We start from the raw sequence: 26,681 nt of genomic DNA, 5'->3' as shown, positions 1-26,681 counted from the left end.
TTGTCGCCGGGCGGCGGTGCCGGGTGCCTGGTCCCGAGCCTCAGGGGCCGGGGACCCACGTGTCGGGCGCCAGGTGCCCGCTGTCCCGTCGCGAAGTGTCCGGGTACCCGGGTGCCCGGGACGCCGCCGCCCCGCACCCGGCCCCTACCACGCCCTCTCGCGCGCGTGCAGCGCCGCCGCCACGACCGTGCGGGACTGGTGCTCCACCTGGTGCTCCAGAGGCACCCAGCGGGCGCGGAAGCGTTCCGCGAAAGCGCCGCTCCAGGTCGACACCAGCCCCTCGAGCTGCTTCGCCGCCTCGTCGTCGGTCCCGCGCAGCACGCGCAACAGCATCGCCGCCGCCCGCAGCGGCACACGGCGTGCGAACGCGTCCACGCTCCCGACATACGCCCGGGTGAGGTCGGCGGGCGGGGTGTGCAGCAGATCGGAGGCCAGCCCCGGCACCAGTTCGAGACCCCACCGGGCCGCCCGCAGCAACGGGCCGTCCAGGTCCGCCAGCCGGGGCAGCGCCCGGTCGAGCACGCGCGTGACCTCCAGCGCGTCCCGCTGCAGCCGGCGGGCCAGCCGCCCGATCGCCGCCGCCGGAGCCGGATGCGGAGCCGGGTCGTCCACCAGGTCGCTCGCCCACATCGGCACTTCCACCACCGCGGTCAGCCCGCCGTACCGGTGGGCGTGGTACCAGGTGCTGTGCCGCGCGTCGTCCGGCAGGCTCGGGTACGCCGGCCCGATCCCCGGCGCCGGCATGACGTGCACGCCCGGCCCGGACGCGGGCCAGCCGGCGGCGTCGGAGGCACCGGTCTCCACCGGGATGTGCAGCTCGGCCGCCGACTTCGCGAACGGCTCCGCCAGCCCGGGCACGTCCCTGGTCAGCTGCACCCAGCTGCCGCCCAGGTCGGTGCCGTGCAGGGTGACCTGGAGGTAGGGGCGCAGCTCGTCGATGACACCCGTCAGGGCCCGGGTCTCGGGCGGCAGCCGGTCCGGCGGCAGCAGGGACGGTGCCCACTCGGGCTGCTCCGGGCCCGCGGGCCGGAAGAACCCGAGGTGGTAGTCGAAGAGGCTGCGCGGGGCCGGCGTCACGTGCAGGCTCGCCCCGTCGGGGTCGGCGCACAGCAGGAAGTGCCAGGAGACGCCGTCGCGCAACTCCCGCTGCTCCAGGACCCGCCGTGCTACCGCGAGCAGGGTGCAGGAACCGGTCGGCTCGTTGGCGTGGGCCCCGGCGACCACCAGCACGGCATGGCGCGCGCGGCCCACGGACAGCAGATGCAGGGGCCTGCCCGCGCGGGAGGCACCCACCTGCCGCAGGGTGCACACGCCGGGGCGCTGAGCGGTCAACGCCCGGGCGGCTGAGACCTGTTCGGTCACCGTCGGGTAGCGCAGCTCCGGCAGGACACTCACCCCCGTCACATCCGCCCGAGTTCGCCCTCGCAGTACCCCACGGCCATGGTGCGGTGTCAAGGGCGCGACCGGGTCGCTCCAAGGGGGCGCCCGGAAGCACGGCCCACCGCCTCCTGCTGGTGCAGCCCCCGCCCCGCCAGGGTGAGGAACACCTCGCCGACCGCCTCCGACAGGGTCGGGTGCGGGTGGATGTGCCGGGCCACGTCCGAGGGTCCGGCGTCCCAGCCGACGACCAGCTGGCTCTCGGCGATCATCTCCGACACGTGCGGACCCACCAGGTGCACGCCGAGCACCCGCCCGCCCGCCTCGGTGACGACCTTCACCATCCCGCCCTGCCCGTGCACCATGCCCTTCGCCACGGCCGTCAGCGGCATGGAGCGGGCCTCCACCTCGTACCCCCGCGCCCGCGCCTCGGCCTCGCTCAGGCCGACGGCCGCCGTCTGCGGCGACGAGTACGTGACCCGGGGCACGGCCGCGTAGTCCACCGGCGCGGACGGCAGGCCCGCCAGCGTCTCGGCCACCAGCAGCCCTTCCGCGAACGACGCGTGGGCCAGTCCGAGCGACGGCGGGGGCAGCAGGTCACCCACCACGTGGACGCCGGGCACGGCCGTCTCCAGCCGGTCCCGGTCGGCCGGTGCGACGAACCCGCGTGCGTCCGTGGCGAGCCCGGCGGCGGCGAGGTCCAGACCGTCGGTGACCGGGGCCCGCCCGACCGCCACCAGCAGCCGCTCGGCCTCCACCGTGACGGTCTCGCCCCGGGCGCCGCGCACGTGCCTGGAGACGCACCCTGACGGTCTTCTCGCGCCTGCCGCCGACCGGAGCCGCGGAGAGGTTCGTCGACCTGCTGCGGACGTCCTGGCCGCACCCGCGCGCCCCGCTGCCGGTGTACGAGGACTGCCCGCAGGACGGCTCCGCGGTCGCCTGACCTCAGTCGCCCACCCTCTCCAGCAACGCCACCGGCAGTCCCTCGAACAGCTCCTCCGCGGGCGCGTGCCCGGTGAACTCGCGCCCCGGCTCCAGCACGTCCGCCCAGCGGCCCGGCGGCAGCGGCAGCCGCGTGTCCCGCCAGCCGCCGGCCTCCGCGAGCCGCAGGGACAGGCGGGTCACGGCCGTCAGCACCGCACCGGAGCGGACGAAGGCCAGGCAGTGCGCCGCCGCCGGCCCCTGCGCGGGCAGGGGCATGTACGTCGCCGTGTCACCGAAGCACTCGGGCCGCCGCGCCCGCAGCCCCAGCGCCGCCCGCGTCACCGCCGTCTTCTCCCCGGAGGTGCCGCCGGACTCCGCGGGCGGGAAGTCCACCGCCCGACGGTTGTCCGGGTCGACCAGCGCCCGGTACTCGGCCTCCGTGCCCTGGTAGACGTCCGGGACGCCCGGCATCGTCAGCTGTACCAGGGCCGTGCCCAGCACGTTGGCCCGGATGTACGGCGCCAGCGACTCCCGGAACGCGGCGACCCGCTCGCCCGGCGCCCCGCACGGCCCTGCCGCCACGAATCCCCGCACAGCCTCCTCGTACGGCGGCTCCTGCTCGGTCCAGCTCGTGTGCAGGCCCGCCTCCCGCACGTGTTTCAGCAGCGCCCCCTGCACTCGCTCCAGGGCCTGTGGGGCCGGTCCCAGCCCGAACACCGTCTGCCAGGCCGCCCACGCGAGCTGCGCGTCCGGCACCCCCTCCCCGGTGCGGGTCACCTCCGCGAGCACGTCCGCGAAGCGGTCGGGGCATTCGGTGAGCACGTGCAGCGCCGCCCGGACGTCCGCGCTGCGCTTGGTGTCGTGCGTCGTGGCCACCGTCCCGGTGAGGGGCCAGTCGCGCTGCACGCGCGCGCAGTACGCGTGGAACTCCTCCGGCGACAGGGCGGGGGCGCCCGGGTTCCCGCCCACCTCGGTCGCCGACAGCAGCGGTACGTACCGGTAGAACGCCGTGTCCTCCACGGATTTGGCCCGCAGCGCCGAGGAGGTCTGCGCGAACCGCGTCCGGAACTCCACCTGGGCGGGTTCGTCGCCGTACCGCCCCAGCACCAGGTCCCGCACCACGTCCACCGCACCGGCCTCCTCGGGCACGGCGAAGGCGTGCCGGGCATCGGCGGCGGCCTCCTCGGTGACCACGGCCGCCGCGTCGCAGGACTCGTAGGGCCGGTAGACCTCCATCCGGACCAGCAGCTCCTGGAGCGCGGTGCGCAGCGCCCAGGGGGCCCGGTCGCGCAGGGCCGGCTCCGGCGAGGTCGCGCACAGCCGGCTCGCCACCCGGGTGAGCCGGTCGGTCTCGGTCGCCAGCTCGTGCGTGAGGACCTTGTACGCCGCCCTGCGCACCGTCGCCTCCCACTGCCCGCCCCGGTCCGTCTGCGGGGCCGCGAAACGCCGGTACCGCCCCAGCAGGTCCCCGAACCCGGCGGGATCCGTGAACACCCCGTCCACGTGCCGCAGGGCGTCGTAGCCGGTGGTCCCCGCGACGGGCCAGGACGCCGGCAGCCGCTCACCGTCGGCGAGGATCTTCTCCACGACCGTCCAGCGGCCCCCGGTCGCCTCGTGCAGCCTGTGGAGGTAGTCGTCGGGGTCGGCGAGCCCGTCGGGGTGGTCGACGCGCAGCCCGTCGATCACGCCCTCGTGCAGCAGCCCGAGGATCGTGCCGTGGGTGGCCTCGAACACCTCCGGGTCCTCCACCCGCACCCCGATGAGCTCCGAGATGCTGAAGAACCGCCGGTAGTTGAGCTCGGTCCGGGCCAGCCGCCACCACACCGGGCGGTACCACTGCGCGTCCAGCAGATGCGGCAGGGGCAGGTCCTCGGTGCCCTCGCGCAGCGGCAGGACGTGGTCGTGGTAGCGCAGCACGTCCCCGTCCACGCGCAGGTCGTCGAGCACCTCGCCCAGTGGCCCGCCGAGGACCGGCAGCAGCACCTGGCCGTCCTGCGCCTCCCAGTCGATGTCGAACCAGCGCGCGTACGGCGACTTCGGGCCCTCGCGCAGCACCTCCCACAGGGCGCGGTTGTGACGCGGGGCCATGGCCATGTGGTTCGGGACGATGTCGACCACCAGGCCGAGTCCGTGCTCGCGCGCGGTGCGCGCCAGCGCCCGCAGCCCCTCCTCGCCGCCCAGCTCCTCGCGCACGCGCGCGTGGTCGACGACGTCGTAACCGTGCGTCGAGCCCGGCACCGCCTCCAGGACGGGGGACAGGTGCAGGTGCGAGACGCCGAGCGAGGCCAGGTACGGCACGACGGCCGCCGCTGCCTGGAACGGGAACTCGGGCTGCAGCTGCAGCCGGTACGTGGCCGTGGGCACCACCGGGTCAAGTCGCTCAGGTGTCATGGAGACGTACGTACCCGCCCTGCCGCCGTTCGTGTCATCCCCCGCGCCAGGTGCGCCGCGCGTCGCCCGGACGAGTGGCTTTCCGGACGACGCGCACGCGCCGGGCGGTCACACGGGCCGCTGGAGCACCGTCATGCTCCGGTCCGTCAGGGTCAGCCGGTCCCCGGCCTGCACCTTGGCGCCGGTGTCCGACGGCACACCGTCCGCGAGGGCGGTGTCGACCACGACCTCCCACTGCCGCCCGTGGTTGACCGGGACCACGAACTCCAGCGGCTTGGGCGAGGCGTTGAACATCAGCAGGAACGAGTCGTCGGTGATGCGCTCCCCGCGCGCTCCGGGCTCGGAGATCGCGTTGCCGTTGAGGAACACCGTCAGCGCCGACGCCTGCGCCGAGTCCCAGTCCCGCTGGGTCATCTCCCGGCCGTCCGGGGTGAACCAGGCGATGTCGGACAGGTCGTCGTGGGTGCCCTCCACGGGCCGTCCGTGGAAGAAGCGCCGGCGGCGGAAGACCGGGTGGTTGCGGCGCAGCCACACCATCGCGCGGGTGAAGGCCAGCAGCCCGGTGCTCGCACCGCCCTCCGCGTCCTCGTCGCCCTCGTCGGCGTTCTCGTCGGTCTCGGGCCACTCGACCCAGGAGATCTCGTTGTCCTGGCAGTAGGCGTTGTTGTTGCCGCCCTGGGTGCGGGCGAACTCGTCGCCGTGGCTGATCATGGGCACGCCCTGGGACAGCATCAGCGTCGCGATGAAGTTGCGCATCTGCCGCGCCCGCAGCCGCAGGATTTCCGGGTCGTCGGTCTCGCCCTCGGCCCCGCAGTTCCAGGACCGGTTGTGGCTCTCGCCGTCCCGGTTGTCCTCGCCGTTGGCCTCGTTGTGCTTGTCGTTGTAGGCCACCAGGTCGTGCAGGGGGAAGCCGTCGTGGCAGGTGACGAAGTTGATCGAGGCGAGCGGGCGGCGTCCGTCGTCCTGGTACAGGTCGGACGAGCCGGTCAGCCGCGAGGCGAACTCCGCGAGCGTGCGCTGCTCACCCCGCCACAGGTCGCGCACGGTGTCCCGGTACTTGCCGTTCCACTCGGTCCACAGCGGCGGGAAATTGCCCACCTGGTAGCCGCCCTCGCCCACGTCCCAGGGCTCGGCGATCAGCTTCACCTGTGAGACCACCGGATCCTGCTGCACGAGGTCGAAGAACGACGACAGCCGGTCCACCTCGTGGAACTGCCTCGCCAGCGTCGCCGCCAGGTCGAAGCGGAACCCGTCGACGTGCATGTCCGTGACCCAGTACCGCAGCGAGTCCATGATCAGCTGGAGCACGTGCGGGGACCGCATGAGCAGGGAGTTCCCCGTCCCTGTCGTGTCCATGTAGTAGCGGGGGTCGTCGGTGAGCCGGTAGTAGCGCGAGTTGTCCAGGCCCTTGAAGGACAGGGTCGGACCGAGATGGTTGCCCTCGGCGGTGTGGTTGTAGACCACGTCGAGGATCACCTCGATCCCGGCCTCGTGCAGCGCCTTCACCGCCGACTTGAACTCCAGCACCTGCTGGCCCCGGTCACCCCAGGAGGCGTAGGCGTTGTGCGGGGCGAAGAATCCGATGGTGTTGTAGCCCCAGTAGTTGTTCAGGCCCATGTCGACCAGGCGGTGATCGTTCACGAACTGGTGTACGGGCATCAGCTCCAGGGCCGTGACCCCGAGCTCGGTGAGGTGCTCGATGATCGCCGGGTGCGCGAGGGCCGCGTAGGTGCCGCGCAGCTCCTCCGGGAGCCCCGGATGGCGCATGGTGAGGCCCTTGACGTGGGCCTCGTAGATCACCGTGTGGTGGTACTCGGTGCGCGGGCGCCGGTCGTCGCCCCAGTCGAAGTAGGGGTTGACCACGACCGATGTCATGGTGTGCGGCGCCGAGTCGAGATCGTTGCGCCGGTCGGGATCGTCGAAGTGGTAGCCGTAGACCTCCTCGCCCCAGTCGATCGAACCGCTGATCGCACGTGCGTACGGATCGAGCAGCAGCTTCGCGGAGTTGCAGCGCAGCCCCCGCTCCGGGGCGTACGGGCCGTGCACCCGGAACCCGTACCGCTGCCCCGGCATGATGCCGGGCACGTACGCGTGCCGCACGAAGGCGTCGCTCTCGCGGAGCTCGATCGCCGTTTCCGAGCCGTCGTCGTGCAGCAGACACAGCTCTACTCGGTCCGCGGCCTCTGTGAAGACCGCGAAGTTGGTACCGGCGCCGTCGTACGTGGCACCGAGTGGATACGCCTCGCCAGGCCAGACCTGCATGGATACGACTCTTTCAGGTGTGCGGCGCCGGTGGGGACGCCTTGGTCCCGAGTCTCCCCGAAAGTGAGGGAACCTCCTATGACTTATCTCCCTCTTACCGAGTGACCAGTGCATACGCGGTATGCCAAACCAATGGGGTTCGTACATACTCCCGGGGCTTGGGGGAGTAGGGGGAAGACGTGCGCAACATAGTGCACCGCCACCTGGGCAAGGTGGTGGCCGGTACCGCCATCGCGGTGGCCGGGACCGCCGTGATGGTGGCGGTGACCCTGCCGGGCACGGCGGGGGCGGACGAGGGCGGCACCCGGGCGGGGCGGTCCGCCCCGCAGGCCGCGGCCGCTGGGGCGGGCGCCGCGGGGGCGGGCGGCCGGGCCGTGGCACCGGGTGTCGTCGAGGCGGCGCCCGCCGAAGGGCGGAAGGGGGAGGGCCGTGATCCGCTGACCGACGACGAGCTGCAGCGGGCCGAGAAGATCGCCCTCAGCCGGCAGCTGTTCCGGAGCAGCGAGAGCGTCGACGGGGAACGGGGTCCCGAGCCCCTCGGCGTCGACCTCGCCGAGCCCGATTCCGACGAGGCGGGCAGGCCGGACGCGCCACGGCGCGCCGACGTGACGTTCTACGACTACCGGGACGACACCCTCGTCACCCGGACCGTCGATCTCGACACAGGCAAGGTGGTGGCGACGGGCAGCCAGCACGGCGTCCAGCCGCCGCTGAGCCGCGCCGAGAAGGCCGAGGCGGCAGGTCTCCTGATCGCCGACCCACTCGGCGCGGGCCTGAAGGCCGACTACAAGGACGCCACCGGCAAGGCGCTCACCTCCCCGGACCAGCTCCAGCTCAGCGGAGCCGTGTACCGGGCCGCACCGGGCGCCCAGCCCGCCGTGCTCGACGCGTGCGGAGAGCACCGCTGCGTCCGGCTGTTCCCGAAGATCAAGAACGGTCCGTGGGTCGACGCCAGGCAGCTGGTGATCGACCTGAGCGCCCGCAAGGTCGCCCGGCTCGGTCACTGACCCGACCGCTTCACTCACCGTCCACCTCGCTCCTCCTCGTCAGGGAGTCATCTCGTCATGCGCGTGAACAGCAACAGCAAGGCCCGCACCCGCGCGGCCGTGGGCCTGACCGTGGCCGCGCTGGCCGCGGGTGCCACGGCCGGCGCGGGACCGGCCACCGCCCAGCCGAAGGCCGCCCCCGCCGCGCCGCCCGCAGCCGACTGCAGCGCCGCCTACCGCGTCGAGCAGAAGCTCTCCTCCGGCACCACCTGGCGGATGTGCTGGCGCTACGACGGCAAGGCCGGCCTCGTGCTGGAGAAGATCTCGTACCAGCCCAAGGGCGAACCCAAACCGATCAGGGTCCTCAACAGTGCCCGGCTCGGCCAGATCCACGTCCCCTACGACGACGGCAACATCGAGTACGACGACCTCACCGGCTTCGACTTCGCCCAGGGCCTGATGAACCTCGCGCCGAGCGAGTGCCCCGGCGGCACCATCAAGACCGTCAAGGTCCCGGACTCCTGGAACGAGGACCCGAACGTCAAGGGCCTGTGCACCACCACCCGCTCCCGCGGCCACGCCTACCGCATGCAGGGCGACACCGCGAACAAGGTCTTCCAGGCCGAGGGCAAGGACCTCCTCGTCTACACGGTGAACCAGGTCGGCTGGTACGAGTACATGACCGAGTGGCGCTTCCAGGACGACGGCACGATCACCATGAACGTCGGCGCCACCGGCAGCCTGTCCTGGGACGACTACGACGCCGGCGACGGCCGCGGCTGGCCGATCGGCAAGGGCGCGAGCGCGGCCAAGGCCACCAGCCACAGCCACAACGCCTTCTGGCGGCTCGACTTCGCGCTCGACGGCTCCACGAAGAACACCGTCGAGCAGTACGACTCCACCGTCAGCGCGCCCACCCGGGGCCAGCGCGCCCCCACCACCAGGACCACCCGCACCAAGGTCGCCAAGGAACTGGCCGGGGACAGCAAGAGCTACCGCTGGTGGCGTGTGGTCAGCGCGACCGGCAAGAACAAGGACGGACACGCGCGCTCCTACGAGATCGTCCCCGGGCCCACCACCAAGTACCCCGGCCGCAGCTACACCAAGCACGACGTGTACGTCACGCAGTACAACAAGTGCGAACTGTTCGCCAGCAACAACCCCGGCAACTGCGGGGCGGGCGCGGGCAAGTCCGTCGACAAGTGGGTGAACGGACAGGCCCTGACCCACCCGGTGGTCTGGACGAACATCGGCTTCCACCACATCGCCCGGGACGAGGACCAGCAGCCCATGCCCGTCCACTGGCAGGGCTTCTCCATCGTCCCGCGCGACGTCACCGCCATGAATCCGCTCACTCCGGCCGAGCTCGGCTGGCAGAACGGGCACTGGCGGCCCCGGGGTTGAGAATCAGCCTGCCCATCCGGCTGCACCGCCGACCGCTCCCGGAGTACCCTTCCTTGATCGTTGACAAGGGGAGTGCTCGGGGGAGCGGAAGGCGGTGCGCGGGTGGGCTCGGGAGGGCTGGAGCTGCCCCCTGGTGACGAGGGTCACGAGGGGAACTCCGCAGACGTCCCGGCCGGAGCCGTGTCCCTGGCGCGGCCGATGGACGCGACGGGCTCGATCGGCCCGGAACTGGACTGGGACGCCGACGCCTGGCGCGAGGTGCGCACCCGCGCCCAGCGGGCGGGCCGGGCCTACATCTGGCTGAACCTCGTCGAACAGCGGCTGCGCGCCGTCGTCGCCGCCGTGCTGCGGCCCGTCTACGAACCCGTCCACGGCGAGGACTGGGTGGTGGCAGCCGCCGGACCGGCAGGCCAGGAGTGGGTACAGCGCGCGGTGGCCGTCCGCGAGGTCAGCCGCCGCAAGGGCTACCTGCTCGACCCGGCCGACGACAACGTCCTCTCCTTCCTCACCCTGCCCCAGCTGCGCGAGCTGATGGTGCAGCACTGGCCCTGCTTCGAGCCGTACTTCGACGACCGCCGGGACGTCGAACTCGCCCTGGACGAGCTGGAGGTCACCCGCAACGTCGTCTCCCGCAACCGGGCCCTGTCCGAGGCCGTGCTCAACCAGGCCGAGCGGGCCTCGGCCCGGCTGCTGGAGATGCTCGGCGCGGGCGGTGACGTGCCCTCGGCGCGCCGGCTGCCCGTCGACGCCGTCGAGGACCTGGTCGGCGACCGGTACGCCGACGTCGTCGCCGTGCACCCCGACCGGGTGCGGCTGATGCGGCAGTTCCCGGCCGAGGACATCTTCGGCGGGGCCCGCCGCCTGGACGCCATCGGCATCGGCCTCAACCTGCTCGTGCAGAACTTCTCCGGCCGGCGTCTGGTGCGGCTGGCCGAGTCCGGCTGCCGCGTCCGGCTGCTGTTCCTCAACCCGGCCTCCAGCGCGGTCAAGCGCCGCGAGCGCGAACTGGGCATCAAACGCGGCGAACTCAGCCGGGCCGTCGAGATGAACATCCTGCACATGCGCCGGGTGCGCGCCCGGCTGCGCGACCCCGGCGCCTTCGAGATCCAGGTGTTCGACGAGACGCCCCGCTTCACCGCGTACCTGGTGGACGGCGACGGGGCGGACGGCATCGCGGTCGTGCAGAGCTATCTGCGCCGCACCCGGGGCATGGAGGCGCCGGTGTTCGTGCTGCGCAACGGCAGCAAGGTGGTCAAGTCGGGTGAGATGGATGAAAGTGGTCTCTTCCCCACGTACCGCGAGGAGTTCGAGGTGATGTGGGCGGATTCGCGGCCGGTGTCATGAACTGCGCCCCGGGGCGGGGTGGTTCTCCGGCCCGCCGCCGGGCATGAGCGGAACGCGATCCTCTGATTGTCAGTGGTGCATGCGAAGGTGGGGACCACTGGGGGAACGCACCACACGAAGGGGGACCGCCCATGGGCTGGCACCGGGAGCTGCTGGTCGGCTTCGACCTGGAGACGACGGGTACGGATCCGCGCGAGGCGCGCATCGTCACAGGGGCCGTGATCGAGGTCAGGGGCACAGAGCCGATCGGGCGCCGCGAGTGGCTGGCCGACCCGGGAGTACCGATCCCCGAGGACGCGGTGGCCGTGCACGGCATCAGCAGCGAGCGGGCGGCGGCCGAGGGCAGACCCGCCGACCAGGTCGCGGACGCCCTCGCGGACGTCCTCACCTCCTACTGGAAGACGGGCGTACCGGTCGTCGCCTACAACGCGGCCTTCGATCTCACCCTGCTCGCCGCGGAGTTGCGGCGCCACGGGCTGCCGTCCCTGCGGGACCGCCTGGGCGGCGTGGACCCGGCCCCGGTCATCGACCCGTACACCATCGACCGCCGGGTCGACCGCTACCGCCGCGGCAAACGCAACCTCGAAGCGGTCTGCGCCGAGTACGGCGTCGTCCTCGACGCCGCCCACGACGCCATGGCCGACGCCCTGGCGGCGGCTCGCCTGGCCGGGGCGATAGCCGACCGTCACCCCAAGATCGCCGGCCTCGGCCCGGCGGCCCTGCACCACCGCCAGATCGAGTGGTACGCCGAGTGGGCGGCTGACTTCCAGAGCTTCCTGCGCGGCAAGGGCGACCCCACCGCCTCGGTCGACGGGACGTGGCCGCTGCGCGAGTTGGCGGACGAGCCGGTCCGAGGCGGCGGGCAGGCGGTAGGGGGCCAGGCGCCGGGGGCCGGGCGCCGGACGGTCAGAACGGATACCACCGCACCGTCTCGTCCCCGTCCCTGAGGGACCTCACCCGCCGCTCGAACTCGGCCAGCGCCTTGGGGTTGCCCGGCGCATGCTGGGCGACCCACGCACAACTGGCCGTCTCCCGGGCCCCGCGCAGCACCCCGCAGCCCTCCCAGCCGCGGACGTCCCAGCCGTAGGCCCCCGTGAACGACGCGTACGCCTCGTCCGGCAGCCCGTACCGGTCGTGGGTCAGCGCCATCACCACGAGGTCGTGCTCCCGCAGGTCCACGGACACCGTCTCCAGATCCACCAGCACGGGCCCGTCGGGTCCGACGTGCACATTGCGCGGCAGCGCGTCCCCGTGGATCGGCCCCGGCGGCAGATGCGGTGTGAGCGCGGCGGCCCGATCGGCGAACCCGTCGCGCCGCTCACGCAGATACGCTGCGTCCGCCGGATCGATGGCATCCCCGGCGAGCCGCAGCCACCGCTCCACACCGCCCAGCAGATCGCGGGGCGGGAGTGCGAAGGGAGGAAGGGACACGGCGTGCACGACCCGCAGCAGTTCGGCCAAGTCCCGCGGCTCGGCAGGACGCACCGCCTCCGGCAGCCGGTGCCACACCGTCACCGGATGCCCGTCGATCAGCAGCGCCTTGGGCTCGGCCGCCCGCACGGCCGGCACACCCGCCTCGGCGAGCCACCCCGCCACGTCCAGTTCGCGGCGTGCCCGGTCGAGGAGTTCGGCGTCACGGCCGACCTTGACGACGAGGTCTCCGGCGGCGAACACGGCGTTCTCGCCCAGAGCGAGCAACCGCGCCGCCCCGGCCGCACCGGGCAGCACCCCTGCCGCGTCGAGTACGCCCCGCGCCCGTGCCTCGTCCATCGTCCGCCTCCCTCGTCCACGCCTCGAACCGCCCGGTTCCGGCCATCCACCGGTCAGTGTTGCATCGGCACAGGTCGGACGGCGTACGCGGTGCCTTGACGAGGCATATGGCCTCCACGAGCATGACCAGGCCGGCCGAGCCGCGCGAAGGGGCTGATTCCGTGACACCGGTGACCGAGGCAGCAGCTCCTTCGCCCCCGCCGCCTTCCCCATCGAGGTGGCGCACCGGCCGCAGAACCGGCGGGGAGCGGCGCCGGCAGGCCCTCGGTCACGGCGCCTGGTTCCTGGTGCTGCCCGCCCTCATCCCGATCCTCGTCCTCAGCGGCGGTCCGCTGCTGTACGGCATCCTGCTGGCCTTCACGGACGCGCAGTCGGGCCGTGTTCAGCCCACCCGCTGGATCGGCGTCCTCAACTTCCGCGACCTGCTGCACGACACGCTGTTCTGGGAGTCGTTCCGGGTCGGACTGGTGTGGGCGGTCGGCGTGACCGTGCCGCAGTTCCTGCTCGCGCTGGGCCTCGCCCTGCTGCTCAACCAGGACCTGCGGCTGCGCTGGCTCGCCCGCGCCCTGGCGATCATCCCCTGGGCCATGCCCGAGGTCGTCGTCGGCATCATGTGGCGGCTCGTCTACAACCCGGACGCGGGCATCCTCAACGAGACCCTGCGCGACCTCGGGCTGGGCGGTGGCCGGGACTGGCTCAGCGGACTGGCGACCGCGCTGCCCGCCGTGATCGTCGTCGGCGTCTGGGCGGGCATGCCCCAGACCACGGTCGCGCTGCTCGCCGGGCTGCAGAACACCCCGCGGGAACTGCACGAGGCGGCGGCGGTGGACGGCGCGGGCGCCTGGCGGCGCTTCCGCACGGTCACCTGGCCCGCCCTCAAGCCCATCGCCCTGGCCATCACCGCCCTCAACCTGATCTGGAACTTCAACTCCTTCGCCCTGGTCTACGTGCTCACCAGCGGCGGACCCGGTGGCAGGACCCGGCTGCCCATGCTCTTCGCCTACGAAGAGGCCTTCCGCTACGGCCAGTTGGGCTACGCGGCGGCGATGGGCTGCGTGATGGTGGCCGCCGTCTCGATCGCCCTGGCCGTCTTCCTCGCCGGCCGTCTCAGGGGAGGTGACGACGCGTGAAGACCGCCCGCCCGGCCCGCCTCGGCCGGTACGCCGCGCTGCTGGCCTACCTCGTCTTCCTCGCCTTCCCGTTCCTCTGGCTGGTCTCCACCGCGTTCAAGCCACCACGTGAACTGGGCAGTCTGCACCCGACGTGGATCCCGAAGGACCCCACCCTCGCCAACTTCCGGCAGGCCTTCGACGAACAGCCGCTGCTGCAGGCCGCCCTCAACTCGCTGCTCGCCGCGCTGGCGGCGGCCGTCGTCGCCGTGCTGATCGCGACGCCCATGGCCTACGTCGTCGCCCGGCGCCGCACCCGGCTCGCGAAGGCGGTGACGGGCTGGGTGGTGGTCAGCCAGGCGTTCCCGTTCGTCCTGCTGATCATCCCGCTGTTCCTGGTGCTGAAGAACCTCCGTCTGATCAACTCCATGCCGGGACTGGTGCTGGTGTACGTGGTGTGGGCGCTTCCCTTCGCGCTGTGGATGCTCGCCGGGTACGTACGGGCCGTGCCGCCCGAGCTGGAGGAGGCCGCGGCCGTCGACGGGGCGGGCCGGGTCCGGACGCTGGTGTCGGTGACCGCCCCGCTGCTCGCGCCGGGCATCGTGGCGACCGCGCTGTTCGCGTTCATCACCGCGTGGAACGAGTTCTTCTTCGCGCTCGTGCTCCTCAAGACCCCGGAGAAACAGACCCTGCCCGTGGTCCTCACCCACTTCATCGGCGCCGAGGGCGTCGCCGATCTCGGCCCGCTCGCGGCCGCCGCGTTCCTCGCGACCCTGCCCTCCCTGGTCGTCTTCGCCCTCATCCAGCGGCGGATCACGGGCGGCATGCTCACCGGGGCGGTGAAGAGCTGATGCGCACCCGCCTGCCCGCCCTGGTCCTGGTCCTCCTGCTGCTCCTCGCCGGCTGCTCCTCCGGCGGCACCCGCGACGACGGCCGGATCACCCTGCGCTTCCAGTCCCTGGCCTGGCAGGAGGAGTCCGTCGCGGCCAACAAACAGCTGGTGAAGGAGTGGAACGCCACCCACCCGGACGTCCGGGTCGAGTACGTCCAGGGCACCTGGGACAGCGTGCACGACCAGCTCCTCACCGCCTTCGAGGGCGGTGAGGCACCCGACATCATCCACGACGCCTCCGACGACCTGGCGGACTTCGCCTACGGCGGCTACCTCGCCGACCTCACCGGCCTGCTGCCCGCGAGGCTGACGTCGGACATCCCGCGGCGCAGTTGGGAGACGACCACCTTCGGGCACGGCGTCTACGGTGTGCCGTTCCTCCAGGAACCGCGCGTGCTGATCGCCAACGCCACCTGGCTCAGGAAGTCGGGCGTGCGGATCCCGACGGCACAGGAGCCGTGGAGCTGGGCCGAGTTCCGCCGGATCAGCGAACGCCTCAGCGGCCGGGGGAAGTACGGCGTCGCCTGGCCGCTGAAGGAACCCGTCTCCGCCACGCTCAACCTCTCGCTGTCGACGGGCGGGCGGCTGTTCCACCGCGGACCCGACGGGAAGGTGACGGTGCGGTTCGGAGCGGCCGACCAGGTGGTGCCGCGCACGGTTCACGCCCAGGCGAACACCGACCGCAGCGCTTCTCCGACGACCCTGGGCAGCGGCGGCTCCGACACCCTGCCCGGCTTCTTCGCGGGCCGCTATGCGATGGTCCCGCTCGGCTTCTCCTACCGCCAGCAGATCGCCCAGCAGGCCCCGGAGGGCTTCGACTGGCAGGTGCTGCCCGCTCCGGCGGGGGCCGGCGGCCCGACCCAGGGCGTCAGCCCGCAGACGCTCTCCATCGCCGAGGACTGCCCGCACAAGAAGGAGGCCGCGGAGTTCCTCGACTTCTTCCTCAGACCACCGAACATGGTCCGCCTCGCCCTCGGCGACTGGATGCTGCCCACCGGCAGGCAGGCCCTGAAGGACCCCGCACTGCACCGGACGAAGGACGGCTGGGACACCGGCACCGCCCTCGCCGAACACCTGAGACCGGCACCGGCCCAGTCCGTCCGCGGCTACCCGGAGTGGAAGGACAAGGTCGCCACACCCGCCTTCCAGGAGTACTACAGCGGGGCGATCGGCTTGCGTGAGCTGCGCGTTCGCCTGGAGGAGGACGGCAACCTGGTACTGGCGCGCTACCAGCGCTGACGGCGCCGGTCCGCCCGGGGGGGGCGTACGGCCCGGCCGTCCCGGCGACATTCTCATTGCACGATACGTCTCGTCTCGCTTACGGTCGGGCCCATGACCACTCGCGCCCATATCGCCATGTTCTCCATCGCCGCCCACGGCCACGTGAACCCGAGTCTGGAGGTGATCCGCGAGCTGGTGGCGCGCGGCCACCGGGTGACCTACGCGATCCCGCCGGTCTTCGCGGACAAGGTCGCGGACACCGGCGCCGAGGTGAAGCCCTGGAACTCGACCCTGCCCTCGCCCGACGACGACCCGGAAGCGTGGGGGGACACGCTGCTGGACAACGTCGAGCCGTTCCTGGAGGACGCCGTCCAGGCCCTCCCGCAGTTGACCGACGCCTACGAGGGCGACGAGCCGGACCTCGTCCTGTACGACATCGCCTCCTATCCGGGCCGCGTGCTCGCCCACCGCTGGGGCGTCCCCGCGGTCTCCCTCTCGCCGGCCATGGTCGCCTGGGAGGGATACGAGGAGGAGGTCGCCCGGCCGCTGTGGGAGGAGCCGAAGCAGACCGAACGGGGCCGCGCCTACTACGCCCGCTTCCAGGCCTGGCTGGAGGAGAACGGGATCGACCGGCACCCCGACGACTTCGGGGGCCGGCCCGACCGTTCGATCGTCCTGCTCCCCAGGGCCCTCCAGCCGAACGCGGACCGTGTCGACCCGAGCGTGTACTCCTTCGTCGGGGCCTGCCAGGGCGACCGCACCGCCGAGGGCGGCTGGCAGCGGCCGGCCGACGCCGAGAAGGTCGTACTCGTCTCCCTCGGGTCCGCCTTCACCAAGCAGCCCGACTTCTACCGCGAGTGCGTCAGGGCGTTCGGCGACCTGCCCGGCTGGCACCTGGTCCTCTCGGTCGGCAACCACGTCGACCCGGCCGCATTCGCCGATGTCCCGGCCGACGTCGAGGTGCACACGTGGGTGCCGCAGCTCGCGATCCTCAAGCAGGCCGACCTGTTCGTCACGCACGCGGGCATGGGCGGCAGTCAGGAGGGCCTGGTCACCGCCACGCCGATGATCGCCGTACCGCAGGCCGCGGACCAGTTCGGCAACGCGCAGACCCTCCAGGGTCTCGGCGTGGCCCGCTGCGTGCCCACCGAGGAGGCGACCGGGGAGACTCTGCGCGCGGCGGCCCTCGCCCTGGTCGGCGACCCGGAGGTGGCCCGGCGCCTGAAGGAACTCCAGGCGGAGTCGTCTCAGGAGGGCGGCACGCGGCGTGCGGCCGACCTCATCGAGGCCGAACTGGCCGTCCGCAGGCCCTGAAGCCGGCTCCCGGCGTCAGGCCGTCGTCACACCGCGACGGCCTGACGGGTGAGGGTCAGCCGGGCGTTGTCGAGCGTGGCGTCCATGCGTGCCGCCTGGCCCTTGGTGAACATGTAGCCATGCGAGAGCCCCCGCCGGGCCTGTTCCGCTCGTGGCTCCACTCCTACGAGGAGGACCACGAGGACGTCCGGGTCTACCGGCCGGACGACTTCCCCTTCCCGCTCGCGCGCGGCCGCCGCGGCATGGAGTTCGCCTCCGACGGCACCCTCGTCGACCACCCGCTGGGCCGCGGCGACGCCCCCGGTGCCGTGCCCGGCCGCTGGCGGCTCGTGTCGGACTCCCGCCTCGCGCTCACCTTCGGGGGTGCCCGGCCGGACCATTCCGCGCAGGGTGACTTGCCGCCCTGCTCGTCGGTGAGTTCGCCCGGCACGACCGGGATCAGTGGCTCCGGAACGACGAGAACGACGGCGGCGCGAGGCGACGTGAGGGGCCCGTCGGATGCCCATGCAGCCGACGGGCCCCGGCCCTCCGCGGTGGTGATCAGACCTTGAGGGGTTCGCCCTCGCCGTCCCGCGCCGCAGGCTCGGCGGCCGCCCGCGGGGCCTCGTCGTGCGTGAGGTCCGGCAGCCGGTGCAGCCACCTCGGCAGATACCAGTTGCGCTCGCCGAGCAGCGCCATCACGGCCGGCAGCAGCACGCCCCGGATGATCGTCGCGTCGATCAGCACCGCGGCCGCGAGGCCGACGCCCATCTGCTTCATGGACTGCATGGACAGCGTCCCGAAGATCGCGAACACGGCGACCATGATGACCGCGGCACTGGTGACCACCCCTGCCGTGGTGACCACGCCGTGCCGGATCGCGTCCTTCGTCGCCAGACCCCGCAACCGCGCCTCACGGATCCGGGAGACGACGAACACGTGGTAGTCCATCGACAGGCCGAACAGGATCACGAAGAGGAACAGCGGCAGCCAGGTGATGATCGCGCCGACGCCCTCCGCGCCCACCAGGGACGCGCCCCAGCCGTGCTGGAAGACGGCGACGAGGATCCCGTACGCGGCGCCCACCGACAGCAGGTTCAGCACGATCGACGTGACCGCGATGGTCAGCGAACGGAACGACAGCAGCATCAGCGCGAAGGCGAACACCACGACGAACGCGAACACCGGGACGACGGCGCCCGCCAACTGGTCGTTGAAGTCCTTCGAGCCGGCCACCTGCCCGGTGATGGGGGCCTGGACCCCGTCGACCTTGCCGAGCGTGGCCGGACGCACCTCGTCGCGCAGCCTGTCCAGGCTCTCACCCGCCTTGTCCAGGTCGGAGCCGCCGACCAGCGGGACGTAGACGAACGCGACGTTCCGCGCGTCGTGCAGCTTGATCTCCACCGGCCCCCGCGAGGCGCCCGAACTGATCGCCCGCGCACGGAAGTCGGCGAGCGCGGACTTCACCTCCGGCGCGTTGATGTCGCGCGCCTTGACGATCACCTCGGCCGGCTCGGAACCGCCCGGGAAGGCGTCGTTGAGCCGGTTGTACGTCTGCACGATGGGCAGCGAGTCACCGAACTCCTGGTCCAGGGTGAGCTGTTGCGTCTTCATGCCGAGCGCGGGAGCCGTGATGGCCAGCAGCGCACCGGCCGCCACGACGGCGGCGACCACCGGCTTGGCGAGGACGCGCCGCAGCACGGCCGTCCAGAACCGGCTGTCCTGACCGCCCCCCTCACCGCTGCCGCCCCGCTTGCGTCGCCGCAGGAACGGGATGCGGCCCTTCTCGACGCGCCCGCCCAGCAGCGACAGCAGCGCGGGCAGCACGGTCACGGACCCCACCATCGCCACCGCCACCACCATCAGCGAGGCCAGACCCATCGCCTCGAACTCGGCGAGTCCCGTGAACAGCATGCCCGCCATGGCCACGCACACCGTGACACCCGAGACGACGATCGCCCGGCCACTGGTCGCGGCGGCGATCCTCAGGGCCGTCTGCGCGTCCCGGCCGGCCTCCCGCTCCTCGCGCTCCCGGCGCAGGTAGAACAGGCAGTAGTCGACACCGACCGCCATGCCGACCAGCAGCATCACGGAGTTGGCGGTCTCGCTCATCGGCATGACGTGGCTGACGACGCCCATCAGCCCCATCGTCGCCATGATCGCGGTGATCGCCAGCACCACCGGCAGCAGCGCGGCGACGAGCGCGCCGAACGCGATCAGCAGGATGCCGAACGCCACCGGCACCGCGGAGTACTCGGCCTTCTTGAAGTCCTCGCCGTACGCGTCGCCGAACGTCTTCATCATGCTGGCGCCGCCGATCTCCTCGATCCGCAGCGACTCGTGGTCCCGCTGGACGCCCTCGACGGCCTTCAGCACCGGTTCGATCCGCTCGCCGGCGGTGTCCGCCTCGCCGCGCACGTCGAACTGCACGAGCGCGCTGCGGCCGTCCTTGGAGATCGTCTTCGTGTCGTACGGCGAGGTCACCTCGGTGACCCGGCCGGTCCCCTCGACAGCCCGCACGACGGCGTCGACGGCCTTGCGGAACTCGCCGTCCGTCGCCTTCAGCTCACCGCCCTTGGCCTGGATCAGCACCGTCTCACCGGCCGGTTCGTCGATTCCGGCGTCCTCGATGATCCGAGCGGCGGTGTGCGTCTCACCCTTCAGCTGGTCGCTGTCCTTGACGTCGACCCGGCCCGTGGCCGAACCGAGTCCCATCGCCAGGACGACGAACAGCACCCAGATACCGACGGCGGCCCATCGGTGCCGGGCGCTCCACCCGCCGGCCCGGGCGGCGAAGCCCCGCACCCGTATGTCTCCGTTCCCCATGACCGGCTTGCCCCCTCGTGATGCGGTGGCGGCCCCCTGCCGCCCCCTTTCGTTTCGAAGGTATGGGCCGGATAAAACCATCTCGTCGTGCTGCCCGGTGAAGTGACGGGGCCGGAACTCATCCCTATGGAGTGAGCATCTCCCCACTGGGGAGGACCCCCGGAGACTGTGGTCCCTTACACCTATCGACGGGCAAACCGGGCTCCTCGGGTGTGTGGATCCTGAGCAGACGGTTGTGCCCCGCAACGACCGGTGAGTAATTTACGGGGCCGGGCAACTGCCCGCAGCGGCCGTCGTGCCCACCCCCACGGGGCACGACGGCCGCTTTGTCGTGGGCTTTATCGTGAGCGGATGACGACGACATACGCGGCCCTGCTGCGTGGCATCAACGTGGGCGGCAGCAGGAAGGTCCCCATGGCCGACCTGCGCACGCTCCTGACGGACCTCGGCCACGACGACGTCCGCACCTACCTGCAGAGCGGCCAGGCCGTGTTCTCCTCCGGCCGCGGCGGCGACGAGGCGCTGGCCGCCGAGATCGCACAGGCCCTCGAGAACCACTTCGGGTTCGGCGTCGACGTGATCGTGCGCGACCACGCCTACCTCGAGGCGATCGCCGGCGCCTGCCCCTTCCCGGCCGCCGACCTGGAGCCCAGACAGCTCCACGTCACCTACTTCTCCGCACCCGTCACCCCCGACCGCTTCGCGGAGATCGACCAGGACGCCTACCTCCCCGAGGAGTTCCGCCTCGGCGACCGGGCCCTGTACCTGTACGCCCCGACCGGCCTGGGCCGCTCCAAGCTGGCCGAGCACCTGTCCAAGCCGCGCATCACCAAGGGCGTGATCGCCACGACCCGCAACTGGAACACCGTCGTCAAGCTGGTGGAGATGACGGATGCCTGAGCACAACCCCGCCGTCGAGTCCGCGATGGAGGGCGAACTCGCCCTGCTCACGCCGAAGGTCCGGCGCTCGCCCGAGCGGGTCGGGGCACTGCTCCACCCCGACTTCCACGAGTTCGGCGCCTCCGGCCGGCACTGGACCCGGGCCGGCATCATCGCGTCCCTGGCCGCCACCACCGATCCGGCAGGCCGCCCCGTCCAGGTCAGCGCCCTGAGAGGCGTCCAGCTCGCCCCGGACCTGGTCCACCTCACCTACGACACGGAGTACGACGGCAGCCGCGCACACCGCAGTTCACTGTGGCGGCGCACGGAGGGCCGCTGGCTGCTCTGGTTCCACCAGGCGACCCCGTTCAGCGAACGGGCAACGTGATCCGGCGCTCTCCCAGATAAGGCGCATACGACGTGATCACTGCCGGCACGGTCAGCCGCGGGTCCGCGAAGAGCCGCGGCCAGTCGTCCTCGGAGCGGGCCGCGGCGACCGCGTCGGCCGCCGCGAGGTCGCCCTCGGTGAGCGGCGCGTCCTTGCGGAGCCCCGGCTCCCAGCCGTCCCAGGGAAGCAGCTCCACACCGTTCAGCGCCGCCAGGTCCCGCAGGACGTTGCCCCGAACGAACCACAGGCCGCGCAGCCCCTCGACCGAGCCGATGCCGCACGTCTGCGGATCCACCCGCCCTTCGCGGCAGGCCCGCCAGACGTCACCGGCCACCCGGAAGGCGTCCCGGGGCACGTCCATCGGGTCGAACGGGACGTCGTAACCGCTGTGGACCTGAGCGTCGGCCAGCCGCAGGGCGCCGTCCGGCGCGCGGTACTCCGTGACCCAGTGGTCCTCGTACCAGCCGTCGCCGAAGTAGGCGGCGAACCCGCACCGCAGACGCGCCGGCGTCCCCGTGGCCCGCAGCAGGGAACACAGCAGGAGGGAGAAGTCCCGGCAGGTTCCCACGAACCTCCCGGCGGGCGCACGGTGTTCGGTGAGGGGGGTGGAGCCGCGCTCCCGCAGGATCCGCAGGATCTCCGTCACGTACCGGGACTCGGCGTCGTGGTGCAGCCGCTCCTCGGGCACGTCGTACCCGAACCGCCCGCCCTCGCACCGGTGGAGGATCAGACCCCTGACCAGCGCGGCCAGCCGGCGCGGCTCGCGCGGCAGGCCGCTCGCGGCGAAGTCCCCGGGGTCGCTGTACGGCGTCTGCCGAGAGAAGAAGTCCTCGTTCATGCCGGGACCCTTCACCCTGCCCCTGGGGCAAGGTCAACCCGCCGGCGCTTCACCTGAACACCGCCGCCACCCCCTGCGTACCTAGGGACGGACGGCACGAGAACGGAGTCTCGCGAGAGGAATCGCACGGCCACCGACAGGAGCCCGCAGTCATGAGCGACACGAACCTCGTCTACGCCTACGCGGTCCTGCGCCGCACCCCCGAGGCCGCGGCGGCCACGCCCCATCTGCGCGGTGTGGCCGGAGAACCCATCCATCTCATCACCCCGGCGGTCACCGGCCCGCAGCTCGCCTTCGCCGTCGGCCACGTACCGCCCGCCGACTACGACGACATCCCCCTCCAGACCCACCTCCACGACGTGGACTGGCTGGAGTCCACGGTCCGCTCCCACCACGCCGTGGTGGCCGCCCTGGTCGCCTCCGGTGCCGCCGTACTGCCCCTGCGTCTCGCCACCGTCTACCGCGACGAGGACCGCGCCCGCCAGGCCCTGGACACCCGGCGCGGCTACTTCCTCTCCCTGCTCGACCGGCTCACGGGCCACGTCGAACTCGGCGTCAAGACCTACGCCTCCCCGGACATCACCCCGCCCGAAGCCGGCACCGACACCGCACCGGACCCGATCACGGCCCTCGGAGTCGGCCGCGCCTACCAGGTCATCCGCCGCCGCAGACAACGCCGCAACGACGAGGCCTGGCGTACGGTCACCCAGGCCGCCGCCCGCCTCACCGACACCGCCGTCGCCCTCGCCGTCGACCGGGTCGCCCACACCCCCGAGCGCGGCAGTCTTGCGGGTTCGGCCCCCGGCACCAACATCGGCAACGACGCCTACCTCGTCCCGGCCGACCGCGTCCAGGCCTTCCGCACGGGCATCCTCGCGACCGCCGAGGGCACCCCCGGCCTCCGCGTGGAGATCAGCGGTCCCTGGGCCCCGTACTCCTTCGCCCTGCAACCGCAACCGTACGAGGAACCGGCGGCCTGAGCGTGGTCCCGCAGCCCGGCGGGCGTCAGGCGCTCACAGCCGCGGGCAGCGGCAACCGGGCCGCCTCGTACCGCTCCAGCACCACCCGTGCCACCTCCGGCGCCGGGCCCAGGACGTCCGCCAGGACATCTGCCTCCGCCGCGCCCCGGGCGATACGGTCCGGGAGGTAGCCGGGCGCCAGGACGTACGGGGCGACGGCGATCCGGGAGCAGCCGAGGGCGCGCAGCTCGCGGACCGCGTCCTCGGTGCGGGGCAGGGATGCGGAGGCGAACGCAGGCCGCACGGCGCACCAACCGGTGTGCCGCCACTCCCGCGCGATGTCTGCGATCACTGCGATCGCCTCCGGGTCGGTGGACCCCGCCGACGCCAGGACGACCCCGGTCGAGGACTTGTCGGCGGGAGTCAGGCCCGCCTCGTACAGGCGCCGTTCCAGGGCCGTCAGGAGCAGCGGGGAGGGGCCGAGGACGTCCGCCTGGTGGATGCGCAGCTGTGGGGGCGCGTCCGCGAGGACCGCGGGGATGTCCGCCTTGGCGTGGAACGCCCGGGTGAGCAGGAGGGGCAGGGCGACGACGTCGCGCACTCCCTGCACCGCCAGGGACTCCAGGACCCCCTGCACCGAGGGGACGTTGAAGTCCAGGAAGCCCGTCTCCACCCGTACGTCGGGGCGTGTCGCGCGCACCCGGCGTACCAGGGCGTGCACCGTCGCGGCATGCCGCGGGTCGCGGCTGCCATGGGCGATGACCAGGAGGACGGGCTTGTTCGTCATGGGACTCAGTTCTTCACCAGCAGGCCGCGGCTGCGCAGCACCCACCGCTCCAGCGGGCTGAAGATCAGCAGGTCGATGGCGATACCGACGATCAGGATGAGCAGGATCGCCTCGAACACCATGGCCATGTCGCTGGCGTTGCGGCCGTTCTCCAGCAGCTGGCCCAGGCCCACGCCGAGGTCGGGGAAGGACGCGATGATCTCGGCGGCCATCAGGGAGCGCCAGGAGAAGGCCCAGCCCTGCTTCAGGCCCGCCACGTAGCCGGGCAGGGCGGCGGGCAGGACGATGTGCCAGGTGCCCTTCAGGCCCGTGGCGCCGAGGGTGCGGCCCGCGCGCAGGAACAGCGGGGGCACCTGGTCGACGCCGGAGACCAGGCCGTTGGCGATGGAGGGGACCGCGCCGAGCAGGATCACCGCGTACATCATCGAGTTGTTCAGGCCCAGCCAGATCACCGCAGGCGGTACCCAGGCGACCGACGGCAGGGACTGCAGGCCGGACAGGATCGGGCCGATCGCCGCGCGGACGAACTTCACCCGGGCCACGATCAGGCCCAGCGGCGTGCCGATCAGCAGGGCGAAGAGGAACCCGAGCAGACCGCGCGAGACGCTGGTCCAGATGTAGCCGAGCAGTTCGCCCTGGAGCCATGCCGTCCGCACGACGTCCCACACCGCCGACGGCGCGGGCAGCTTGGTCGGGTCGTCGACGACCTTGAACGAGACGAGCGCCTGCCACACCGCCAGCACCAACGCCACGGCGAGGACGGGCGGCAGGATCTTCTGGGTGAAGGTCTGCCGGAACGGGACCCGGCTCGTCTGCCGCGTCTCCAGCGCGTCGAGGCCCGCCTCCAGCCCGGCGAGATCGTTGCCGTCCTTGGCGACGGTCGTCGAATCAGTGCTGGCCATGACGGCGGATCTCCCCACGCAGTTCTTCGGTGATCTCGACGGACAGCTCCGCCACGGCGGTGTCCTCGATGCGGCGCGGATGCGGGATGCCGACCGTCCACTCCCGCGCGATCCGCCCGGGGCGGGACGACAGCAGTACCACCCGCTGCGCGAGCCGCACCGCCTCGCGCACGTTGTGCGTGACGAACAGGACGGACACCTGCGTCTCGCGCCAGATGCGGGTCAGCTCGTCGTGCAGCACGTCCCGCGTGATGGCGTCCAGCGCCGCGAACGGCTCGTCCATCAGCAGCAGCTTGCTCTCCTGCGCGAGCGCACGCGCCAGCGCGACCCGCTGGCGCATGCCGCCGGACAGCTCGTGCACCCGCTTGCCGTGCGCACCCTTCAGCCGGACCAGTTCGAGCAGTTCCTCGGCCCGCTCCCGGCGCTCGGCCTTCGGCACGCCCCGCAGCTTCAGGGCGAGTTCGATGTTCTTGCCCGCGGTCAGCCACGGGAACAGCGCGTGCTCCTGGAACATCAGCGCCGGACGCCCGTCCGTGGCGATCTCGCCGGCACTGGGGCGGTCCAGGCCCGCCACCAGGTTGAGCAGTGTGGACTTACCGCAGCCCGAGGCCCCCAGGAGGGTGACGAACTCTCCGGGCGCGACATCGAGGGTGATGTCGTCCAGGACGAGCTGCTGTCCCGCGGGCCCCGCGAACGACTTCGACACGTGCTCGATCCGGGCGGCGTGCGTGACCGACTCGGTGTCGTCGGCGGCCTTGGCGAGGGTCGTGGCCATGGTCGTCACCTCCTGGGAACTCTTCACAATGCGGCTTCGGTCGGGCTTACTTCACGCCGAGACCGGCGTCGTCGACCGCGGGCTCGCCCTCGGCCTTGAGGACCTTGTTCAGCGGCGCGAGGTCGTAGATGCCCTTCAGGTCCGGCTTCTCCAGCAGTCCCGCCTTCACCGCGTGCTCCGCCTCGGTGTTGAGGGTCGAGGCCAGCGGGTCGTCGGTGAACCGGATCGACTTCCACGCCGGGTCCAGCACGTCGGCGGGCAGCGCCTTGCCGGTCTCCTGCTCCAGCAGCTTGTTCGCCGCTTCCTTCGCCGCGTCCGGGTTGGCGTTGATCCACTTGTTGGTCTCGACCGAGCCCTTGAGCACGGCCTCGACCACCTTCGGGTGCTTCTTGAGGAAGTCCTGCCGCACGATGATGTTCGTGATCACGAACTTCTTGTCCGGCCACAGTGCCGACTCGTCCAGCAGCACCTTGCCGCCCTCGGCGACCAGCTTCGACGCGGTCGGCTCCGGCACCCAGGCGCCGTCGATCGAACCGGCCTTGAAGGCGTCCGGGGTGACCTTGTTGTCGCTGCGGACGACCGTGACGTCACCCTTGCCGGACTGCGGGTCGACCTTCCAGCCCTGCTCCGCGGCCCAGTTCAGGAAGGCCACGTCCTGCGTGTTGCCGAGCTGCGGAGTCGCGATCCGCTTGCCCTTGACGTCCTTCAGCGACTTGACCTTGTCCGGGTCGACCACGAGCTTCACGCCGCCGGACGCCGAACCGCCGATGATGCGCAGGTTCTTGCCCGCGGACTTGGTGTAGCCGTTGATCGCCGGGGACGGGCCGATCCAGCCGATGTCGATGGACCCGGAGTTGAGCGCCTCGATCTCCGAGGGACCGGCGTTGAAGACGGCCGGCTCGACCTCGGTGGCGCCCAGGGCCTTCTGGAAGAAGCCCTTCTGCATGCCCACCAGAGCGGTGCCGTGGGTGAGGTTGCCGAAGTAGCCGATCTTGACGGAGTCGAGACCGTCGATCTTCTTGGCCCCGGCGGCGACCTTGGCGGCCCCGTCGTCCTTGGCCTGGGAACCGTAGCCGCAGGCGGCCAGAGTGAGCAGGGGGAGTGCGGCGATGACCGCGAAGCCGCGGCGCAGAGCGGATGGAGCAGGCACGGGAGGTGGTTCCTCTCACCAGGCCCGGCGGTCACGGTCTCTCAGGTCGTGGCCGGGAGGTCGGCAGGTTTTCGTCTACGGCGGTGGGGGGTGAGGGCGCGCGGGCAGTGCGCGTACGTCAGCGCACACATCGCGCCACTCCGCCCTGCCCGCTGCCGAGAGCACCGCTGCCGACGCGGCCGCCCTCCTTCGCGAACGTGGAGT

21 protein-coding genes and 2 pseudogenes are annotated in these 26,681 nt (G+C 72.0%); 12 read left to right on the top strand and 11 right to left on the bottom strand.

The features are described from left to right. Positions 1-144: 144 nt before the first annotated feature. The 4 genes and pseudogenes from AB0F04_RS16910 to glgX form a co-directional block, all read right to left on the bottom strand. Positions 145-1,395, bottom strand: a complete 1,251-nt coding sequence (locus AB0F04_RS16910; RefSeq protein WP_362042235.1) for a M14 family zinc carboxypeptidase — start codon at positions 1,393-1,395, stop codon at positions 145-147. A gap of 56 nt (positions 1,396-1,451) precedes the next feature. Beyond that, a pseudogene (locus tag AB0F04_RS16905) lies at positions 1,452-2,165 on the bottom strand (FAD-dependent oxidoreductase); the annotation flags it as partial. A gap of 157 nt (positions 2,166-2,322) precedes the next feature. Beyond that, positions 2,323-4,692, bottom strand: a complete 2,370-nt coding sequence (gene treY / locus AB0F04_RS16900) for a malto-oligosyltrehalose synthase (RefSeq protein ID WP_362042233.1) — start codon at positions 4,690-4,692, stop codon at positions 2,323-2,325. Positions 4,693-4,800: 108 nt separating this feature from the next. Further along, positions 4,801-6,954 (bottom strand): glycogen debranching protein GlgX, encoded by a 2,154-nt coding sequence (gene glgX, locus AB0F04_RS16895; RefSeq protein ID WP_362042231.1) that lies wholly within the window; start codon positions 6,952-6,954, stop codon positions 4,801-4,803. A gap of 179 nt (positions 6,955-7,133) precedes the next feature. Here glgX and AB0F04_RS16890 point away from each other — a divergent pair, with 179 nt between their 5' ends. The 4 genes from AB0F04_RS16890 (at position 7,134) to AB0F04_RS16875 (ending at position 11,635) form a co-directional block, all read left to right on the top strand. Beyond that, a complete protein-coding gene (locus AB0F04_RS16890; protein WP_362042229.1) occupies positions 7,134-7,961 on the top strand; it encodes a Tat pathway signal sequence domain protein in 828 nt (275 codons plus the stop codon). Positions 7,962-8,018: 57 nt separating this feature from the next. Next, a complete protein-coding gene (locus tag AB0F04_RS16885) occupies positions 8,019-9,344 on the top strand; it encodes a copper amine oxidase (protein ID WP_362042227.1) in 1,326 nt (441 codons plus the stop codon). Between the two features lie 102 nt (positions 9,345-9,446). Further along, positions 9,447-10,688, top strand: a complete 1,242-nt coding sequence (locus AB0F04_RS16880) for an SAV2148 family HEPN domain-containing protein (RefSeq protein WP_362042225.1) — start codon at positions 9,447-9,449, stop codon at positions 10,686-10,688. A gap of 131 nt (positions 10,689-10,819) precedes the next feature. Continuing rightward, a complete protein-coding gene (locus tag AB0F04_RS16875) occupies positions 10,820-11,635 on the top strand; it encodes a 3'-5' exonuclease (protein ID WP_362042223.1) in 816 nt (271 codons plus the stop codon). Here the strand turns inward: AB0F04_RS16875 and AB0F04_RS16870 are convergent. Beyond that, the gene (locus tag AB0F04_RS16870) at positions 11,595-12,458 is read right to left on the bottom strand and encodes an aminoglycoside phosphotransferase family protein (RefSeq protein ID WP_362042221.1); all 864 of its coding nucleotides are present in this window, start codon (positions 12,456-12,458) and stop codon (positions 11,595-11,597) included. The genes AB0F04_RS16875 and AB0F04_RS16870 overlap by 41 nt on opposite strands. Positions 12,459-12,628: 170 nt before the next feature. Here AB0F04_RS16870 and AB0F04_RS16865 point away from each other — a divergent pair, with 170 nt between their 5' ends. The 5 genes and pseudogenes from AB0F04_RS16865 to AB0F04_RS16845 all read left to right on the top strand — a co-directional run bounded on the left by AB0F04_RS16865 (position 12,629) and on the right by AB0F04_RS16845 (position 17,545). Beyond that, the gene (locus tag AB0F04_RS16865) at positions 12,629-13,588 is read left to right on the top strand and encodes a sugar ABC transporter permease (RefSeq protein WP_362042219.1); all 960 of its coding nucleotides are present in this window, start codon (positions 12,629-12,631) and stop codon (positions 13,586-13,588) included. Next, the gene (locus tag AB0F04_RS16860) at positions 13,585-14,418 is read left to right on the top strand and encodes a carbohydrate ABC transporter permease (protein ID WP_362042217.1); all 834 of its coding nucleotides are present in this window, start codon (positions 13,585-13,587) and stop codon (positions 14,416-14,418) included. Before AB0F04_RS16865 ends, AB0F04_RS16860 begins: the two co-directional genes overlap by 4 nt. Further along, complete coding sequence (locus tag AB0F04_RS16855) at positions 14,418-15,698, top strand: sugar ABC transporter substrate-binding protein (RefSeq protein ID WP_362042215.1); 1,281 nt, start codon at positions 14,418-14,420, stop codon at positions 15,696-15,698. The genes AB0F04_RS16860 and AB0F04_RS16855 overlap by 1 nt, the downstream gene beginning before the upstream one ends. Before the next feature lie 56 nt (positions 15,699-15,754). Continuing rightward, positions 15,755-16,994 (top strand): annotated as a pseudogene (gene mgt / locus AB0F04_RS16850) (macrolide-inactivating glycosyltransferase). 119 nt (positions 16,995-17,113) lie between these two features. Then, positions 17,114-17,545 carry a hypothetical protein gene (locus AB0F04_RS16845; protein ID WP_362042213.1) on the top strand — a complete coding sequence of 144 codons (432 nt, stop codon included), beginning with the start codon at positions 17,114-17,116 and terminating at the stop codon, positions 17,543-17,545. On the opposite strand, the gene AB0F04_RS16840 is transcribed toward AB0F04_RS16845, so the two are convergent. Then, positions 17,535-19,799 (bottom strand): MMPL family transporter, encoded by a 2,265-nt coding sequence (locus tag AB0F04_RS16840; RefSeq protein WP_362042211.1) that lies wholly within the window; start codon positions 19,797-19,799, stop codon positions 17,535-17,537. The genes AB0F04_RS16845 and AB0F04_RS16840 overlap by 11 nt on opposite strands. A 351-nt stretch (positions 19,800-20,150) precedes the next feature. On the opposite strand from AB0F04_RS16840, the gene AB0F04_RS16835 reads away from it, so the two are divergent. Both AB0F04_RS16835 and AB0F04_RS16830 read left to right on the top strand, forming a co-directional pair. Next, complete coding sequence (locus AB0F04_RS16835; RefSeq protein WP_362042209.1) at positions 20,151-20,699, top strand: DUF1697 domain-containing protein; 549 nt, start codon at positions 20,151-20,153, stop codon at positions 20,697-20,699. Further along, positions 20,692-21,066, top strand: a complete 375-nt coding sequence (locus tag AB0F04_RS16830) for a nuclear transport factor 2 family protein (protein ID WP_362042207.1) — start codon at positions 20,692-20,694, stop codon at positions 21,064-21,066. Before AB0F04_RS16835 ends, AB0F04_RS16830 begins: the two co-directional genes overlap by 8 nt. Here AB0F04_RS16830 and AB0F04_RS16825 read toward each other — a convergent pair. Beyond that, positions 21,047-21,904, bottom strand: a complete 858-nt coding sequence (locus tag AB0F04_RS16825) for a transglutaminase domain-containing protein (protein ID WP_362042205.1) — start codon at positions 21,902-21,904, stop codon at positions 21,047-21,049. The two genes, AB0F04_RS16830 and AB0F04_RS16825, sit on opposite strands and share 20 nt — an antisense overlap. 152 nt (positions 21,905-22,056) lie before the next feature. Here AB0F04_RS16825 and AB0F04_RS16820 point away from each other — a divergent pair, with 152 nt between their 5' ends. Further along, on the top strand, positions 22,057-22,884 hold the full coding sequence (locus AB0F04_RS16820; RefSeq protein WP_362042203.1) for a GvpL/GvpF family gas vesicle protein: 828 nt from the start codon (positions 22,057-22,059) through the stop codon (positions 22,882-22,884). 25 nt (positions 22,885-22,909) lie between these two features. On the opposite strand, the gene AB0F04_RS16815 is transcribed toward AB0F04_RS16820, so the two are convergent. Genes AB0F04_RS16815 through AB0F04_RS16800 form a run of 4 tightly spaced genes read right to left on the bottom strand, consistent with a single transcriptional unit; the run spans position 22,910 to position 26,477 of the window. Continuing rightward, positions 22,910-23,650, bottom strand: coding sequence for a sirohydrochlorin chelatase (locus AB0F04_RS16815; protein ID WP_362042201.1), 741 nt, complete (start codon positions 23,648-23,650; stop codon positions 22,910-22,912). Between the two features lie 5 nt (positions 23,651-23,655). After that, positions 23,656-24,552 carry an ABC transporter permease gene (locus tag AB0F04_RS16810; RefSeq protein WP_362042199.1) on the bottom strand — a complete coding sequence of 299 codons (897 nt, stop codon included), beginning with the start codon at positions 24,550-24,552 and terminating at the stop codon, positions 23,656-23,658. After that, positions 24,539-25,327, bottom strand: a complete 789-nt coding sequence (locus AB0F04_RS16805; protein ID WP_362042197.1) for an ABC transporter ATP-binding protein — start codon at positions 25,325-25,327, stop codon at positions 24,539-24,541. Before AB0F04_RS16805 ends, AB0F04_RS16810 begins: the two co-directional genes overlap by 14 nt. Positions 25,328-25,373: 46 nt before the next feature. Beyond that, positions 25,374-26,477: an aliphatic sulfonate ABC transporter substrate-binding protein gene (locus AB0F04_RS16800; protein ID WP_362042196.1), complete on the bottom strand. Its 1,104-nt coding sequence runs from the start codon at positions 26,475-26,477 to the stop codon at positions 25,374-25,376. Positions 26,478-26,681 lie beyond the last annotated feature (204 nt).

The organism is Streptomyces sp. NPDC029041 (assembly GCF_040637515.1).
GTDB lineage: Bacteria > Actinomycetota > Actinomycetes > Streptomycetales > Streptomycetaceae > Streptomyces.
The sequence above is the reverse complement of the archived record's forward strand: the minus strand, read 5'-3'. Positions and strand labels throughout refer to the sequence as shown.